This is a genomic window from Orlajensenia leifsoniae (genome assembly GCF_004570845.1).
GTDB lineage: Bacteria > Actinomycetota > Actinomycetes > Actinomycetales > Microbacteriaceae > Orlajensenia > Orlajensenia leifsoniae.
This window is the reverse complement of sequence record NZ_SPQZ01000004.1, coordinates 1-15,554: the sequence shown is the minus strand read 5'-3', so window position 1 is coordinate 15,554 and position 15,554 is coordinate 1. Positions and strand designations below refer to the sequence as shown.

General features: G+C 69.5%; 12 protein-coding genes and 1 pseudogene. 4 read left to right on the top strand and 9 right to left on the bottom strand.

All coding sequences use genetic code 11. From position 1 onward, the window contains the following. Positions 1 to 45 precede the first annotated feature (45 nt). Positions 46 to 1,578, top strand: coding sequence for a PucR family transcriptional regulator (locus tag E4M00_RS11035; protein WP_135120594.1), 1,533 nt, complete (start codon positions 46 to 48; stop codon positions 1,576 to 1,578). Positions 1,579 to 1,707: 129 nt separating this feature from the next. On the opposite strand, the gene E4M00_RS11030 is transcribed toward E4M00_RS11035, so the two are convergent. From E4M00_RS11030 to E4M00_RS11020, 3 genes are read right to left on the bottom strand one after another with little or no spacing between them, the layout of a single operon-like run. Then, the gene (locus E4M00_RS11030; RefSeq protein WP_135120593.1) at positions 1,708 to 2,886 is read right to left on the bottom strand and encodes a UDP-N-acetylmuramate dehydrogenase; all 1,179 of its coding nucleotides are present in this window, start codon (positions 2,884 to 2,886) and stop codon (positions 1,708 to 1,710) included. A gap of 3 nt (positions 2,887 to 2,889) precedes the next feature. Beyond that, entirely contained in the window at positions 2,890 to 3,306 is a 417-nt protein-coding gene (locus E4M00_RS11025; protein ID WP_135120592.1) for a MaoC family dehydratase, read from the bottom strand. Next, positions 3,306 to 3,752, bottom strand: a complete 447-nt coding sequence (locus E4M00_RS11020; RefSeq protein WP_135120591.1) for an FAS1-like dehydratase domain-containing protein — start codon at positions 3,750 to 3,752, stop codon at positions 3,306 to 3,308. The genes E4M00_RS11025 and E4M00_RS11020 overlap by 1 nt, the downstream gene beginning before the upstream one ends. A 310-nt stretch (positions 3,753 to 4,062) precedes the next feature. Between E4M00_RS11020 and E4M00_RS11015 the strand changes: the two genes are divergently transcribed. Next, complete coding sequence (locus tag E4M00_RS11015; RefSeq protein WP_135120590.1) at positions 4,063 to 4,833, top strand: SGNH/GDSL hydrolase family protein; 771 nt, start codon at positions 4,063 to 4,065, stop codon at positions 4,831 to 4,833. 147 nt (positions 4,834 to 4,980) lie between these two features. Here the strand turns inward: E4M00_RS11015 and E4M00_RS11010 are convergent, their stop codons facing one another. From E4M00_RS11010 to E4M00_RS10985, 6 genes are all read right to left on the bottom strand, one after another. Continuing rightward, positions 4,981 to 6,138, bottom strand: coding sequence for a hypothetical protein (locus E4M00_RS11010; protein WP_135120589.1), 1,158 nt, complete (start codon positions 6,136 to 6,138; stop codon positions 4,981 to 4,983). Positions 6,139 to 6,258: 120 nt separating this feature from the next. Beyond that, a complete protein-coding gene (locus E4M00_RS11005) occupies positions 6,259 to 8,355 on the bottom strand; it encodes an alpha-galactosidase (RefSeq protein WP_135120588.1) in 2,097 nt (698 codons plus the stop codon). Positions 8,356 to 8,362: 7 nt separating this feature from the next. Next, on the bottom strand, positions 8,363 to 9,691 hold the full coding sequence (locus tag E4M00_RS11000; protein WP_135120587.1) for an ABC transporter substrate-binding protein: 1,329 nt from the start codon (positions 9,689 to 9,691) through the stop codon (positions 8,363 to 8,365). Between the two features lie 83 nt (positions 9,692 to 9,774). After that, complete coding sequence (locus E4M00_RS10995; protein WP_135120586.1) at positions 9,775 to 10,704, bottom strand: carbohydrate ABC transporter permease; 930 nt, start codon at positions 10,702 to 10,704, stop codon at positions 9,775 to 9,777. Then, positions 10,701 to 11,609, bottom strand: coding sequence for a carbohydrate ABC transporter permease (locus tag E4M00_RS10990; protein WP_056169244.1), 909 nt, complete (start codon positions 11,607 to 11,609; stop codon positions 10,701 to 10,703). Before E4M00_RS10990 ends, E4M00_RS10995 begins: the two co-directional genes overlap by 4 nt. Continuing rightward, positions 11,606 to 13,648: a beta-galactosidase gene (locus E4M00_RS10985; protein ID WP_135120585.1), complete on the bottom strand. Its 2,043-nt coding sequence runs from the start codon at positions 13,646 to 13,648 to the stop codon at positions 11,606 to 11,608. Before E4M00_RS10985 ends, E4M00_RS10990 begins: the two co-directional genes overlap by 4 nt. A 185-nt stretch (positions 13,649 to 13,833) precedes the next feature. Here E4M00_RS10985 and E4M00_RS10980 point away from each other — a divergent pair, with 185 nt between their 5' ends. Beyond that, positions 13,834 to 14,856 carry a LacI family DNA-binding transcriptional regulator gene (locus E4M00_RS10980; protein WP_135120584.1) on the top strand — a complete coding sequence of 341 codons (1,023 nt, stop codon included), beginning with the start codon at positions 13,834 to 13,836 and terminating at the stop codon, positions 14,854 to 14,856. Between the two features lie 270 nt (positions 14,857 to 15,126). After that, a pseudogene (locus E4M00_RS10975) lies at positions 15,127 to 15,554 on the top strand (hypothetical protein); the annotation flags it as partial.

Here is a 15,554-nt window from a genome sequence, read left to right as displayed (position 1 = left end):
GAAAGGGTCTGTACTGTTCACGATGTCTATCGCCCGGAGGGACCGATGCTCCCCACTCTCGCCACCCTGCTGCGCCGGCCCGAGCTCGCGCTCACCCTGGTGAGCGACATCGACGCCCTGCCGGTCGGCGCTCTCGACCGCGGCGTGCAGTGGGCCCACAGCACCGACCTCGCCGACCCGACCCCGTTCCTCGTCGACGATCAGGTGCTCTTGACCACGGGAACCCAGTTCGGCGATTCGCCGACGGATGCCGACGCCTACGTCGCCCGGCTGGTCGACCGCGGCGTCGTCGGCCTCGGCTTCGGCACCGAGGTGGTGCGCAACGGAACCCCGGCCGCCCTCATCGACGCCTGCCGCCGCCACGGGCTGCCACTGTTCGAGGTGCCCTACCGGGTCCCCTTCATCGCGATAGCCAGGGTCACGGCCGACCTCATCGCCGCGGACGCCTACGCGCGGCACTCGTGGGCTCTCGATGCGCAACGCGCCATCTCGCTCGCGGCCCTCCGCCCCGACGGCCTGCGTGCAGCCCTCGCCGAACTCGCCCGGGCGCTCGGGCAGGGCGTCGCACTCTTCGACGCGTCGGGAGCGGTCGATCGGGTGTTCCCCGCCGACGCGATCGAGCCGACGGCGCTCCGCGGAGTGCGGCAGGATGCGACCCTCCTCCTCACGCGCGGAACCCGCGCCAGCGCGACCTCGACGGCCGGCGACGACACTCTCACCCTGCACACCCTCGGGCGCCGCGGCCGGCTGCGCGGGGTGCTCGCCGTCGGCGGTGGAACCTCGCTCGACCAGTCGGCGCGCGAGGTGGTGGCCTCCGTCGTCGGGCTCGCGAGCCTCGCTCTCGAACAGAACCACGAGCTCGACGCCTCCAGGTCGCGCCTGCGCACCGGGGTGCTCCGCCTCCTGCTCGGAGGCGAGGTCGAGCTGGTGAGCACCGCGGGCACCGAGCTCTGGGGCGGGATGCCGACGGGCGACGTGAGGACGGCCGTCATCGCCGTGGACACCGACCGCCGGGGCGCGCTCGAGGAGCTGCTCGAGTCCGAGACCCGCCGCACCCCCTCGTCCCTCTTCTTCGGCGCCGTCGATGGGGAGCTGCTGGCGGTCGCGACAGCGGCCGCGCTTCCCCTGCTGCGCCGGCTCGCCGCGACCTTCGACGCACGCATAGGCCTGTCGGCGCCCGGCGCGCTCGACGAGCTGGCGCGCTCTCGGGCGCAGGCGCGGCGCGCGCTGGCGGCGGCATCCGTCATCGAGGGATCCGGCGGGTCGGTCGTCGACTTCGAGACCGTCGCCGCCGGCGGTGTTCTCGCCTCTCTCGGGGCGACGGATGCCGCGGAGATCGCCCGCGCCGGCCTGGCCCCTCTCGCGCTGCACGACGCCGAGAACGGCACCGCCCTCATCGCGACGCTGCGCGCGTGGCTGGAGAACGACGCGCAGTTCGACGCGGCTGCCCAGGCTCTCGGCGTGCACCGGCACACCGTGCGCAACCGCATCGCGGTGGCCGAACGCGTGCTCGGTCGGGACCTCTCGACCTTCCCGGCGCGCGCGGAGCTGTGGGCGGCGCTGGTGGCCTCCAGCTGAATCCCGCCGCGGTCCCCGTTCGCCGAGGCCCCGACGAAGTCGGCGGCCGATGCGCACCAGGCATCGCGCCACCCCGAGAGGCGCTTCGACCGCGGACTCCGTCCGGGCCTCAGCGAGCGGAGTGCGGAGCTAGATCTCCAACCCCACGATCACCGGCTCCGGGTGCAGGATGATGCCGAACTCGGCCTGCACCCGCTGCTGCACATAGCGCGCCAGCTGGGCGACCTCCTCACCGGTCGCCTCACCGCGATTGGTGATGGCGAGAGTGTGCTTGCTCGAGATGGCCGCCTGCGTTCCCGGCAGTCCGAAGCCGCGACGGATGCCGGAGTGCTCGATGAGCCACGCCGCCGACAGCTTCACGAAGCGCGGCGACGGCTCAGCCGGGCGCGCCGGTGCGGCGAGGGCCTGCTGAGCGGCCTCCCACGGGTCGAGGGCCGGCCTGTCGAGAGGCTCGACGACGTCGGGCTCGTCGGCCGCCATCGGCCAGCGCGGAGCATCGGCCGGAAGGGTGCGGGCGAAGCTCTCGCGCACGATCGGGTTGGTGAAGAACGAGCCGGCACTCCAGGTGTCGTTGTCGTCGGCGTTCAGCACCATGCCCTTCGACGCACGCAACGCCAGCACCGCGGCCCGCACCTGCGAGATCGAGACCCTGTCGCCCGGCTGCACACCGAGGGTGCTGGCCAGTTGCGCATAGGCGATGGGCTGACCGAGCTCCTCGCCGAGCACGTCGCGCTCGTGAGCGGTGTCGTGCAGTTCGAGCTCGATCGACACGACGACACCCTGACGGCCCTGCTTGATGACCGAGGTGCGGTAACCGAGCTCGAGGTCGGCCGCATCGACGCGCTCGACCTCGCCAGTGTCGTAGTCCAGGAACTCGATGGCGGTCAGCGCGCTGGAGACCTCTTGACCGTAGGCGCCGATGTTCTGGATCGGGGCGGCTCCGGCCAGTCCGGGGATGCCACTGAGCGCCTCGATGCCCGACCAGCCATGCCGCACCGTGTAGGCGACGAGATCGTCCCAGGGTTCACCGGCCTGCACCCGCAGCCGTACGAGCCCCGGGCCCGAGGACTCCGGAAGCACCTCGATGCCCTGGGTCGCGATGCGGATGACAGTGCCATCGAACGGCTCATCGCTCGCGACGGTGTTCGAGCCGCCGCCGAGGAGCAGCCAGTCGCCGCCGTCGGCCCAGACAGCGAGCGCGGCATCGACGAGGTCGCGCTGGGTCGTGACAGTGAGCATCCGTTCGGGCATCCCACCGACACGCATGGTGGTGAGCTCGCGCAGGGCGACGATCGAGGACTCCGGCATGGGCTAGAGCCGCACCCGCACCTGGGCCTTGCCCAGCACGGTCGCATCGTCGAAGCTCACGGTCAGGTCGATGCGGGCGACGGATGCCTCGACGTCGAGTGCGCCGACCTTGGCGACGACGTTCACGACGGCGCCGTGCTGCGGGTCGACGAGCACGGGACGCGTGAAACGCACCTGGTAGTCGACGACGCGGGCGGGGTCGCCGGCCCAGTCGACGACGGGCTGCACGGCGAGGCCCATGGTGAGCATGCCGTGGGCGAGGACGCCGGGCAGGCCCACTGATGCCGCGACGTCATCGCGGTAGTGGATGGGATTGAAGTCTCCGGAGGCACCGGCGTAGCGCACGAGGGAGTCGCGCGTGAGGGTGACGGAGCGCTCGGCGACGATGTCGCCCACGGTCAGGTCGGTCAGCTGGGGCATCACTCGTCTCCTCGCACGACCAGGGTGGAGATGGCGGTGACGACGTGCTCGCCCGCAGCATCGGTGATGGTGGACTCCGCGGTGACCATCGAGTGGCCGCCGAGCGTCTTGACGCTGGTGACGGCGAGCTGCGCCGTGAGCTCGTCTCCGGCGACGATGGCGCGCGTCGTCGTGAAGCGCTGGTCGCCGTGCACGACGCGGGTGAAGTCGATGCCCGAGTCCTCCTCTGCCAGCAACTGGGCGAGGGTGATCTCCTGCACGACGATGGCGAACGTCGGGGGCGCGACGAGGTCGGCGTGACCGGCGGCGCGAGCGGCGTCGACGTCGAGGTTGATCGGGTTGGTGGCGAAGACCGCACGCGAGAACTCGCGCACCTTCTCACGACCGACGAGATAAGGGGGCGCGGGCGGGAACGTGCGTCCCAGCAGCTCGGGGTTCACAGGCACCCCGCCAGTCTACCGACGCTGCGTTCGCAGCACCCCCGCTCGCAGAGGGCCGAGCGCAGCGACCGCATCCCCGCTTCGACCGCGGGCTGCGCCCGGGCCTCAGCGAACGAGTACCCCGCTCGCTGAGGGCCGAGCGAAGCGACCGCCCGAAGCGCCTGCGGCGAAGCCGAGGTCCCGGATGTCGGCTTCCGTCCACTTCGCGGCGCTCGCTCCGCTCCCGTCGCTCTGCGAGCGGGAAGCCTCAGCGAACTGAGACAGGTCTAGGCTCGACGGGTGCCCGGCCGAGCCGGCACGGGATCGGGGAGAGTACGTGTTCAGCAGTTACGTGGCCATCGGAGACAGCTTCACCGAGGGCGTCGGAGACGAACAGCCCGACGGCACCGTGCGCGGTTGGGCCGACTTCGTGGCGGTCGGGCTCGCCCAGAACGCCGCCTCGACGGGCCTCGGCACCGTCACCTACGCGAACCTCGCCATCCGTGGCCGCAAGCTCGTTCCGATCATCGACGAGCAGCTGCAGCCGGCACTCGACCTGCGACCCGAGGTGATCAGCTTCAACGGCGGTGGCAACGACATCCTGCGCCCCCGCATGGATGTGGAGCTCATCGCCGGACGCTTCCGCGGGGCGATCGAGCGCATCCGTGCCGAGGGCATCCACGCGCTCATGCTCTCGGGAGCCAATCCCCTCGACCACCTGCCGCTCGGCTCGGCGTTCGACCGTCGCGGCCGCGACCTCACGACGGCGCTGCGCGACCTGGCGGAGCTGCCCGGCGTGACCTTCGTCGACAACTTCTCGGATGTCGGACTGCGCGACATCCGCTACTGGTCGGCCGACCGCCTGCACCTGAACGCGCTGGGCCACGCCCGCGTCGCCAGCAACGTGCTCACCGAGATCGGAGTTCCGGTTCCGACCGAGTGGGGTGTCGAGGAGGTCGCTGCGGCACCGGCCGGACCGAAGTCGCGCAACACCGCCGCCTACTACCGCGAGTTCGTGCTGCCGTGGATCGGACGCCGCCTCACCGGGCGCTCCTCGGGCGACGGTCGCGCGGCGAAGCGCGCCGTGCTGGAGCCGGTGCAGCTGTAGGTACGCCGTTCGCTCCCGCTCCCGCTGATCGAGTAGCGACCGAGCGCAGCGAGGACGCGTATCGCGATCACGCCGAGGATCGGCGCCCACCCAGACCCTTGGGCACGCAGACGTGATCTCGATACGGCTGCTCGCTGCGCTCGCGGCCTACTCGACCAGCGGTGACGGGGCGACGGGCGGCGCGGGCAGGGCCGCCGCATCCGTCGCCGCCGCCGACACCATGCGGATCAGAACGATCAGCCACGTGAAGATCAGCGCGAACGCGATGATCTCGACGGCGGTCAGGTTGTAGTACCCGGTGGCGAAGAAGACGGCGGACACCACGATGACCGCGATGAAGATGTAGCCGACCACGAAGAAGGCCCGCGGCAGTCCGGGCACCACCCACGGCAGCCGGAACACCAGCACGCAGAACACCACGGCCATGCCCGTGGCCACGGTGTTGTGGATCCAGAAGAAATCGTTGACGTGGAAGATGCCCACGCAGGCGAGGAACACGCCGATCAGCACCAGCGACCACTTCACGTAGCGGGCGCGGCCCAGGGCGACGGCATCCGTCGTCGTCGCATCGGTGCGGGTGAGCGGACCCGACTCGAGTTCGGCGGTCATGTAGTTCGCCATGGTGGTCAGCACGATGCCCGCTATCAGGAGCGTGAAGTTGAAGACGTGGCTGGAGAGGTCGTCGTTCATGCCGAGGGCGCTGATGTTCATCGTCCACCAGAGCGGATCCGCCGCCGTGAGCATGCTGGTGAGCAGGCCGAGGACGAGGAAGATGGCCATGGTCGAGGCCACGCGGGACGTCGTCATGTGCACGGCGGAGAGGTAGACGAAGTAGCTGCTCGTCGCGCACGCCGCGCCGAGCAGCACGGCCGCGGGGATCGGGAACACGACGGCGTCGAGGAAGGCGTCCTGGAGCAGCTTGAACAGCACGCCGTAGGCGAGGTAGCAGAGCACGGCGTGGGCGAAGGCGAGCCCGCCGATGTCGAGGAACTGGCGACCGAGCCGCACGTCGCGCAACCAGGCCCGCGAGGGCTCGGCGTACGAGAGCACGTAGCCGACGATGAACACCACGAGGGCCAGGACGGCGCTGACGATCGCGGTCACATTGCCGAGCGAGTTCGCTCCGGCCAGCGGGATGTCGTGGCTGCCGAACAGGATGAGCCCGATGACGCCGGCCGGGACGAAGCCGCCGATCGCGAACAGCAGGGCGCGAGACTCGACGCCGGCGGCCGTGGTGGCTCCGGTCGGGTCGCTTGGGGCGACGGATGCGGCGGGCGTCGACTGGGCAGGAGTGTGCTGGCTCACGCGCCCGAGCCTAGTGAGGGCGGCTCACCGACGACCCGCGACGCGCGCTGTCGTTTCTGCACGGCGCAATCGAAAGAACTGCAGCACGAGCGAGGAGCGACAGCGCGGCGACCGGCGCGCTCAGTCGACCGCGTCGAACTCCACCAGCACGGCGTTCTCGGGCGCGATCAGCGGCATCGGGAGTCCGACCTCGCCGAGAACGGCTCCTGAGAGCACGACTTCGCCGGCCTCCCACCACGCCGGGGCGGCATCCTGCAGCGTGAAGACGTCGGTGCCGAGCACGAGCGGGCGCACTCTGTAGCGCCGCGTGGGGTCGAGCCCGGGGAAGCGCTGGGGCGTCGGGATCGCTGCGGCCGGGGCCGCCAACGCCGCATAGCTGAACAGTGCCCGCGATCCGTCGGCCGCGACGACCCCGTGGGACACGATGGCGGCGTCACTCGCGTCGGGTCGCACGACCCGGCCGCTGTGCAGCAGGCCGCGCTCGCGCTTGTACACGGCGATCCACTCGGCCACGCTCGCCCGCTCCGCCGGGGTCGCCTCCGCGATGTTCCACTCGATTCCGGCGTGCCCGAACAGCGCCGTCGCCAGCCTGAACGACAGCGTGGCGGTCCGCCCTGTCGTGTGCGCCCGCGCAATGCCGAGGTGCCCGCCCAGATACTCGGGCGGCACCACGAGCGAGGTGTACCGCTGGATCGACTGCCGCTCGAGCGGGTCGTTGGTGTCGCTCACCCACACCCGATCGGTGCGCTCCAGGATGCCGAGGTCGACCCGCCCGCCGCCCGAGGCGCACGACTCGATCTCGACGCCGGGGTGCGCCGCCCGCACCGCGTCGATGAGGCGGTACAGCGCCGAGGTCTGCCTGTGCGCCGAACCGGCGAGCAGGTCGCGGTTGTGATCCCACTTGAGGTACGCGATCGGATACTCGGCGAGCAGGGCGTCGAGCCTCTCGAACACGTAGGAGAAGGCGTCGGGGTTCGCGAGGTCGAGCACGTTCTGCCAGCGCCAGGTGACGGCATCCGTCGCCCCGAGAATCCAGTCGGGATGCGCGCGGGCGACGTCGGAGTCGCGGTTGACCATCTCGGGCTCGACCCAGAGACCGAAGTCCATTCCGGATGCCGCGACGCGGTCGATCAGCGGATGCAGCCCGTCAGGCCACGCGGCCGGGTCGACGAACCAGTCGCCGAGGGCCCGGCGGTCGTCGCTGCGGCCGGTGAACCAGCCGTCGTCGAGCACGAAGCGCTCGACGCCCACCTCGGCGGCGGCGTCGACCAGGGGCGTCAGGCGTTCGAGGGAGTGATCGAAGTACACGGCCTCCCAGGTGTTGAGCACGACCGGACGCGGCGACTCGATCGTCGACCACGACCGCACCCACGGATGCAGCCGGTCGGAGATGCCGTCGAGGCCGGCGTCCGAGTACACGAGCACGGTCCACGGGCCGTCATACGAGGCGCCGGGGTCGAGGCTGAGCTCCCCTGGCGCCAGCAGCTCGGCCGCGCCGATCGTCGCCGGACCCAGCGGAGAGCGCTCGGCCCACACCACGCCGTCGCCGCTCCAGGCCAGGTGCGCGGCCCAGACCTCGCCGTGCCCGAAGCCGCAGCCGGGCGTGCCGGCGGCCAGCAGGTAGGCGTTGTCGTGGCCGGGGCGTCCGTGCCGCGACTCCCGCGACCACACGCCCTGCCCGAGGGTCTGCCGTTGCGGGCGGCGCTCGTGGGTCCACAGGCCCGAGAAGTCGAGCACCTCCGCCGCGCGGTCGGGAACCGGGACGACGACGGATGCCGCCGCCACGCCGAGCGCGGAGCCGCCGGTGTTCGTGACGGCGTGGCGCAGGCGCAGCACGCCCTCGGAGCTGAGCTCGAGCGTCGTGGTCACGTCGACGCCGGCTGCGGCATCCGTCAGCCTGATGACGATGCCGGATGCGGTGCCCGAGCCCGAGGCCTCGACTCCGACGAGCTCCAGCGACAGGTCGACCGGAGCATCGCGGAACACCGACAGCGCCGGCCGTCCGCTCCAGCCCTCGCGGAACGAGGGCAGCAGGCTCAACCGGATGGGCACGTCGATCGACGAGGGCGACACGGCGGGAACCATCGCGTCGGCGAGGGACACGAGTTCGGCGTCGGAGAGCGGGCCGAGATCTCGCCCCCAGTGGATGACGCCGGGCACGCCCGTGCCGCGGGTGTCGAGAAGGAGACTGACGCCCGCGGCACGGAGGTGATGCATCAAATGACTATCCCTTGACCGGAATCGACTGGGCCTTCATCGCGTCGATGGTCGACTTCTGACCATCGGTGAGCGCGTCGAACAGGGTACCGTCACCGGTCACGGCGGCCTTGAAGCCGTCGGAGACGTCGGCGTAGGTCTGCGTCATGGTCGGACCCCACACGAAGTCGGGGTTCACCTGGGTCGCGGCATCCGCGAAGACGTCGTAGATCTTCTGCCCGCCGTAGAACTCGACACCCTCCTGCAGCGACGGGAGCGAGAGGCCCTCGGTCGTGGCGGGGTAGATGTTCGCCGACTTGTTGAGCAGCGTGAGCGACTCGTCGGAGGTGTTCAGCCAGAGAGCGAACTTCGAGGCCTCGTAGAGGTGGTCGGTGCCCTTGAAGACGGCGACGGATGATCCGCCCCAGTTTCCGGCCTTCTCCTCGCCCGCGTTCCACTGCGGGGCCGGAGCGACCGACCACTTGCCCGCGGTGTCGGGAGCGCCGCTCGCGATGGAGTTGGCACCCCAGACGGCGGAGTTCCAGCTCCAGACGTTGCCCGAGTTGTAGGCGTTGTTCCACTCGTCGGTCCAGGCCGGAACCGTGGAGACGAGGTCCTCGTCGATGAGCTCCTGCCAGTAGTCGGCGACCTGCTTGGAGGCGTCGCTGGTCAGGTCGACGGTCCACTCGTCACCGTTGTTCTGGAACCACTGGCCGTCGGCCTGCCAGACGAAACCGGCGAACTGGTTGATGTCGCTCTGCGAGAAGTTGGTGATGTACCCGCCGGCGGCGCGCACCTTCTTGGCGGCATCCTTGTACTCGGCCCACGTGGTGGGAACCGGGATGTTGTTCGCCTCGAACAGGTCGGACCGGTAGAACAGGGCCATGGGGCCGGAGTCCTGCGGAACGCCGTAGACGCTCTTGTCGGTGCCGAGGGTGACCTGACCCCAGGTCCACGGCACGAAGGAGTCCTTCGCCTCGGCCACCTCGGAGCAGACTCCGATGTCCTCGAGGCCGTCCTGCACGCGGAAGTTCGGCAGGGCGTCGTACTCGATCTGACCGAGGTCGGGCGCGTTGCCGGCCTTCAGCTGGTTGAAGAAGTTCTGGTACGTGCCGGAGTTTCCGTTCGGTCCGGTCTGCACCTTCACCTGGATGTCGGGGTTCTCGGAGTTCCACAGGGCGACGGCATCCTCGATGCCGGGAATCCACGAGGTGAACTCGAGATCGACCTTGCCTGTCGACGGCTTGCAGGCGTCTGCGTCGGCTGCGGTGCCGTCGCCTCCGCCCGTCGCCGAGCAACCGGCCAGTGCGAGCGTTGCGAGCAGGACTACGCCGGCCGCTCTCTTCATGTGCTGCATGCTGATCCTCTATCTAGTGATGGGTGATTACTTGGTGGGGCATCCGCTCGGCCACGCGATGTCGCGGCCTTCGCGAAGGGGTCCTACTTCAGGGATCCGGTTCCGAGGCCGGAGCGCCAGAATCGCTGGAGCAGGAGGAATGTGACGATCAGGGGGATGATCGAGAGCAGGGCGCCGATGAGCACGTACGGGCGCAGTTCCGGCACCTGGTTGAGCTGGGTGTTCCAGGCGTAGAGCCCGAAGGTCACCGGGAACAGCTCCTCGCTGCGCAGCATGATGAGCGGCAGGAAGAAGTTGTTCCAGATCGCCACGAACTGGAAGAGGAACACCGTCACCAGGGCCGGAGCCATGAGCCGGATCGACACGGTGAAGAAGGTGCGGATCTCACCGGCGCCGTCGATGCGGCTGGCCTCGATGAGCTCATCCGGAACCGACTGCGCGGCGAAGATGCGGGTGAGGTAGACGCCGAACGGGCTCACGATGCTGGGCAGGAAGACGGCCCAGAAGGTGTTGGTGAGCTGGGCCTGACTGAACAGCAGGAACAGGGGAAGCGCCAGGGCCGTCGCCGGCACCAGCACGCCGCCGAGCACCACGTTGAAGATGACCTCGCGGCCGGGGAAGCGGTACTTCGCCAGCGCATAGCCGCACATGCCGGCGATGATCGTCGCCACCAGGCCGCCGAGGCCGGCGTAGAGCACGCTGTTGCCCATCCATCTGAGGAAGACGCCGTCGCGGTAGGCGAACAGGTCGCCGATGTTCTGGAACAGGTTGAAGTCGGCGAACCAGAGTCCGTTGGTGGTGAGCAGCTGGCCCTGGCTCTTGCTCGAGGCGACGAAGAGCCACCAGATGGGGATGAGGAAGTAGAGCGTGAAGATGCCCATGATGAGCATCGCGCCGGTGCGCGAGAGCAGGCTCTCCTTGAGCGAGCCGGCCGAGGCCGACGGGTCGGAGGCCTTCGACGGCTTCAGCGAGCGCGGCTGCTTCGTGTTCTGGTCCAGCGTCGTGGAACTCATTCGGCTTCCTTCCGCTGGGTGAACTTGAGGAACGTGAACGACAGGATGAAGGTGGCCAGCGCCAGCACCACCGAGAAGGCTGCGGCGAGCGAGGCGTTGGGAACCGACGCCGTGGCGTAGACGGTCATGTTGGGGGTGAAGGTGTTCGTGACAGCCGAGCTGAACGAGCGGAACACCTGGGGCTCGGCGAGCAACTGGAGCGTGCCGATGATCGAGAAGATCGCGGTGAGCACGATGGCCGGGCGCACCAGCGGGATCTTGATCGACCAGGCGATGCGGGCCTGACCTGCGCCGTCGAGCCTGGCCGCCTCGTAGATCTCGGTGGGGATCGCGAGCAGCGAGGAGTAAATGATGAGCATGTTGTAGCCCACGAACACCCAGGTGACCACGTTCGCGATCGACCACAGCACCAGGTCCGCCCCGAGGAAGTCGATGTTCTTCGTCACCGCCGTGAACGGCGACAGGTTGGGCGAGAACAGGAAGCCCCACATGATGGCGGCGATGACGCCCGGAACGGCGTAGGGCACGAAGAAAGCGAGCCTGAAGAACTTCTTGCCACGCACGAGGGGCGAGTCGAGCAGCAGGGCGAACAGCAGCGCGAGGCCGAGCATCACCGGCACCTGCACGATGCCGAACAGCAGAACGCGGCCGACCGAGCGCCAGAACGGTCCGTTCTGGAACACCAGCACGTACTGCTGGAACCAGCCGAACACCTCCTGGGCCTCGCCGAAGGTGCCGTCGCGCTCCACCACGAGCATCGACTGGTAGATGGCGTAGCCGATGGGGATCAGGTAGAACAGCGTGAACAGCACGCCGAACGGCAGGATGAAGAAGGCGATGGCGCGCTTGTGCTGCACCACTCGCCGTCGGCGGGGTACCGCCGCCACGGTCGACGTCGTCGTCATGCTGTGCCCTCCTGGGTGGTGGTGCTCTCGCGCACGATGCGCACGCTGCCGCCGGGAACCAGCAGGGTTCCGGTGACGGATGCGCCGGTCACGATCTCCTCGCCCGTCGCCTGGAGCTCCAGGTCGTCTGCGGTGTGGTTGATGACGAAGAGGTGGGAACCGGTGTCGCCGACGCGGCGCACGATGTCGACGTCCTCGCCGCCGGGGTGGCGCGCGACTCCGGCACTCCGGGCGACATCGGCGAGCAGGTTCCTGTAGGCGCCGTCCTCGAGCATGGTGGCCACGTACCAGGCCGAGCCCGAGCCGTGGGCGTTGCGGGTAACGGCCGGGATGCCTGCTGCGGGTCCATCGGCGAAGCTGTCGAGCACCTCGGCCGACGTCGCCTGCAGCCGCTCGGTCCAGAGCCGCGCGCTGGCGCCCGAGGCCAGGCCGATCGACTGGCCGGGCAGCAGCGGGGCGAACTCCTCGACGCGGATGCCCAGCAGATCGCGGAAGGCCCCCGGGTAGCCGCCGAGGCGCACCCTGTCGTCCTCGTCGACGATGCCGCTGTAGAAGGTGATGAGCACGTGGCCGCCGCCGGCGACATAGGACTCGATGCCGGCGGCATCGGCATCCGTCACCAGGTGCAGACCCGGCAGCACGACGAGCTTGTAGGCGCTGAGGTCGGCGTCCGGCGGAACGATGTCGACGGTGATGCCGAGGTCGTGCAGTGCGTTGTAGGCGGCGTGCACCTGGTCGAGGTAGGCGACGGAGTGGCTCGGGCGGTTCTCGCCGTCGCCGGCCCACCAGGCGTCCCAGCTGAAGACCACGGCGGCCTCGGCGACGACACGGCTGCCGGCCACCTCGCCCAGGCGCTCGATGAGACCGCCGAGCTCCACGACCTCGCGCCAGACGGCGGAGTCGGTGCCGGCGTGGGGAACGAGGGCGGAGTGGAACTTCTCCGAGCCCTGCGCCGACGCCCGCCACTGGAAGAAGCAGATGCCGTCGGCGCCACGGGCCACGTGGGCGAGGGCGTTGCGGGTGAGCTCCCCCGGCGTCTTGGCGATGTTGTGCGGCTGCCAGTTGACGGCGCTGGTGGCGGTCTCCATGAGCAGCCACGGGGCTCCTCCGGCCAGGCCGCGGGTGAAGTCGGCGGCGAAGGCGAGCTCGGCCGTCGGCTCCTCGAGGCGGTGGTCGAGGTAGTGATCGTTGGCGACGATGTCGACCTCGGGAGCCCAGCTCCAGTAGTCGAGATTGCGAATGTGGCTGGTCACCATGAAGTTCGTGGTGATGGCCACCTCGCTGAAGCGACGGATGACGGCGGCCTCGGAGCGGTAGTAGTCGAGCAGCTCGTCGGAGCTGAAGCGGTGGAAGTCGAGCATCTGGCCGGGGTTGCGGCTCGAGAGGGTCTGCAGCGGGGGCAGGATCTCGTCCCACGCGCTGTAGCGCTGGCTCCAGAAGCTCGTGCCCCACGCCCGGTTGAGCTCGTCAATGGAGCCGTACCGGTTCTCGAGCCAGCGGCGGAAAGCCGTCGCGCTCTCGGCGCAGTAGCAGAGCGCGTTGTGGCAGCCCAGCTCGTTCGAGACGTGCCAGAGCTCGACGGCCGGGTGGGCGCCGTACCGCTCGGCGACCTGCTCGACGAGGGCGAGCGCGTAGCGACGGAACACCGGCGAGCTCGGGCACCAGGCCTGGCGACCGCCGGGGAAGCGGGTGGTTCCATCATCCGTCACCGGCAGGATCTCGGGGTGCAGGGTCGTGAGCCACGGGGGCGGCGACGAGGTGGCCGTGCCGAGATTGATGCGGATGCCGCCGGCGTGCAGCAGCTCGATCACGGTGTCGAGGGCACTGAAGTCGAAGACGCCCAGGCCCGGATTGATCTGCGACCAGCCGAAGATGTTGATGGCGACGAGGTCGACGCCCGCGGTGCGCATCAGCTCGACGTCTTCGGTCCAGATGGCCGGATCCCACTGCTCGGGGTTGTAGTCGCATCCGAATGCGATCCCGTCGTGAGCGAAGTCCCGGGCGGAGACCCGTGGCTTCTCGTGCGCTGCTCGCGACATCGACTCCCTTTCAGCGACGCTGCTCTGTGAACGTGCACAGATTGCCGCGGAGATTGTCTCCGAGCATTTTCTGTGAACGTGCACAGACTAATCAGAGGGTTCCGCGGATGTCAACACGGCTCGCCCCGTGCACGGCGCGGGCGGGCCGCGCGCCGCCGTGAGCGGCAGCCAATACAGTGGGTCTCGTGTCCACTCCGCCCCTCCGTCGCAAGCGCGCCACGGTGCACGATGTCGCCGTCGAGGCCGGGGTCTCGCGCGGCACCGTGAGCCGAGTGGTCAACGGCGAGCGCTACGTCTCAGAGGAGGCGCGCGTCGCCATCGAGGCGGCCATCGTCAAGGTCGGCTACGTGCCCAACAACGCGGCGCGCAACCTGGTGATGCAGCGCACGCAGGCCATCGGCTTCATCGTGCACGAGCCCCATTCCCTGTTCCTCGAAGACCCGAACATCGGTGAGATCCTGCTGGGGGCCAACACCGCGCTGTCGGATGCCGACTACCAGATGGCCTGCCTCATCGTCGACTCCGAGCGCGACACCGATCGGGTGGCCCGCTACCTCAGCGGCGGGTTCGTCGACGGCGTCATCATCGTGTCCGCTCGCCAGAACGACCCGATCACCAAGGTGGTCGAGCGCCTCGAGATCCCGGCCGCATTCGTGGGGCATCCGCCCGACCTCGCCCGGGCGCCCTTCGTCGGCATCGACAACCGCGGCTCGGCCCGCAGCATCACCGAACGCCTGCTCGGCACCGGCCGTCGGCGCGTCGGAATGATCGCAGCAGCCCTCGATCGCGACTCGGGCGCCGACCGCCTCGCCGGGTTCACCGATGCTCTCGGTGCGCGCTTCGATCCCGCGCTCGTCGAACGGGTGCCGCTGTACTCCTACGCCGCCGGCCGCGCGGGAATGCACGCGCTCCTCGAGCGCGCGCCCGACATCGACGGGATCTTCGCGGCATCGGATGCCGTCGCCGCCGGCGTGCTCGACGCGCTCCGCGAAGCCGGGCGCAGCGTGCCCACCGACGTCGGCGTGGTCGGCTTCGACGACAGCGCCTGGGCCGTGCGCGCGCAACCCGCCCTCTCGACGGTGCACCAGCCGGCCGAGGGCCTCGGCCGCGCCGTCGCGGAGAGCGTACTCTCGCAGTTGCGCGGCGAGGACCAGCCCGCCGGCGGAATCCTCCTCGAGACCCCGATCGTCTGGCGCGACTCGGCCTAGGGTGTGCGCTCCTTCGCTGAGGGCCCGAGATCTCTCCCGCTGATCGAGTAGCGACTCCCGCAGATCGAGTAATGCCCGACCACTTCTCCCGCTGATCGAGTAGCGACCGAGCGCAGCGAGGACGCGTATGAGATCACACTCACCCACCCCGGGCACTCCTCCACAGGCACTTTCCGCAGCCGCTGTACACACAGGGTGTGGATAAGGAAATCCTGATCAACTATGCATTCCACGCGGACGAGTGTCGGTGGGTGCTGATTGAGTGGAGTCATGCCCAGCACCGCAACCCGAGCACTCGCGATCGACCTCGCGTCGCTCGATGCCGCCTGGATCGACGCCCTTCCCGCTCTCGGGATTCCCGACACCGACCCGCAGTCGCAGCTGGAATCGATGAGCGGTCCTGGTCTGCTCACCGTGAATGAGGTCCTCGCCCGGGCCGAACGCCATCTCGCCGCCGTACGGGCGCGGGTCGCCGTCGAGATCGCGAACCGCTCCACCCCTGAGCTCGGCCGTGACGGGCTGGCGAAGCAGCAGGGGTATCGGTCTCCGGCCGCGCTCGTCGCTGCTGCATCCGGCGGCTCCACCGCTGAAGCGGCCCGACTCATTGCGGTGGGGGCGGCGACAGCATCCCGGCAGGCGTTCTCCGGGCAGCGGATGCCGCCCCGACACCCGCACGTCGCCGCCGCCATCAATACCGG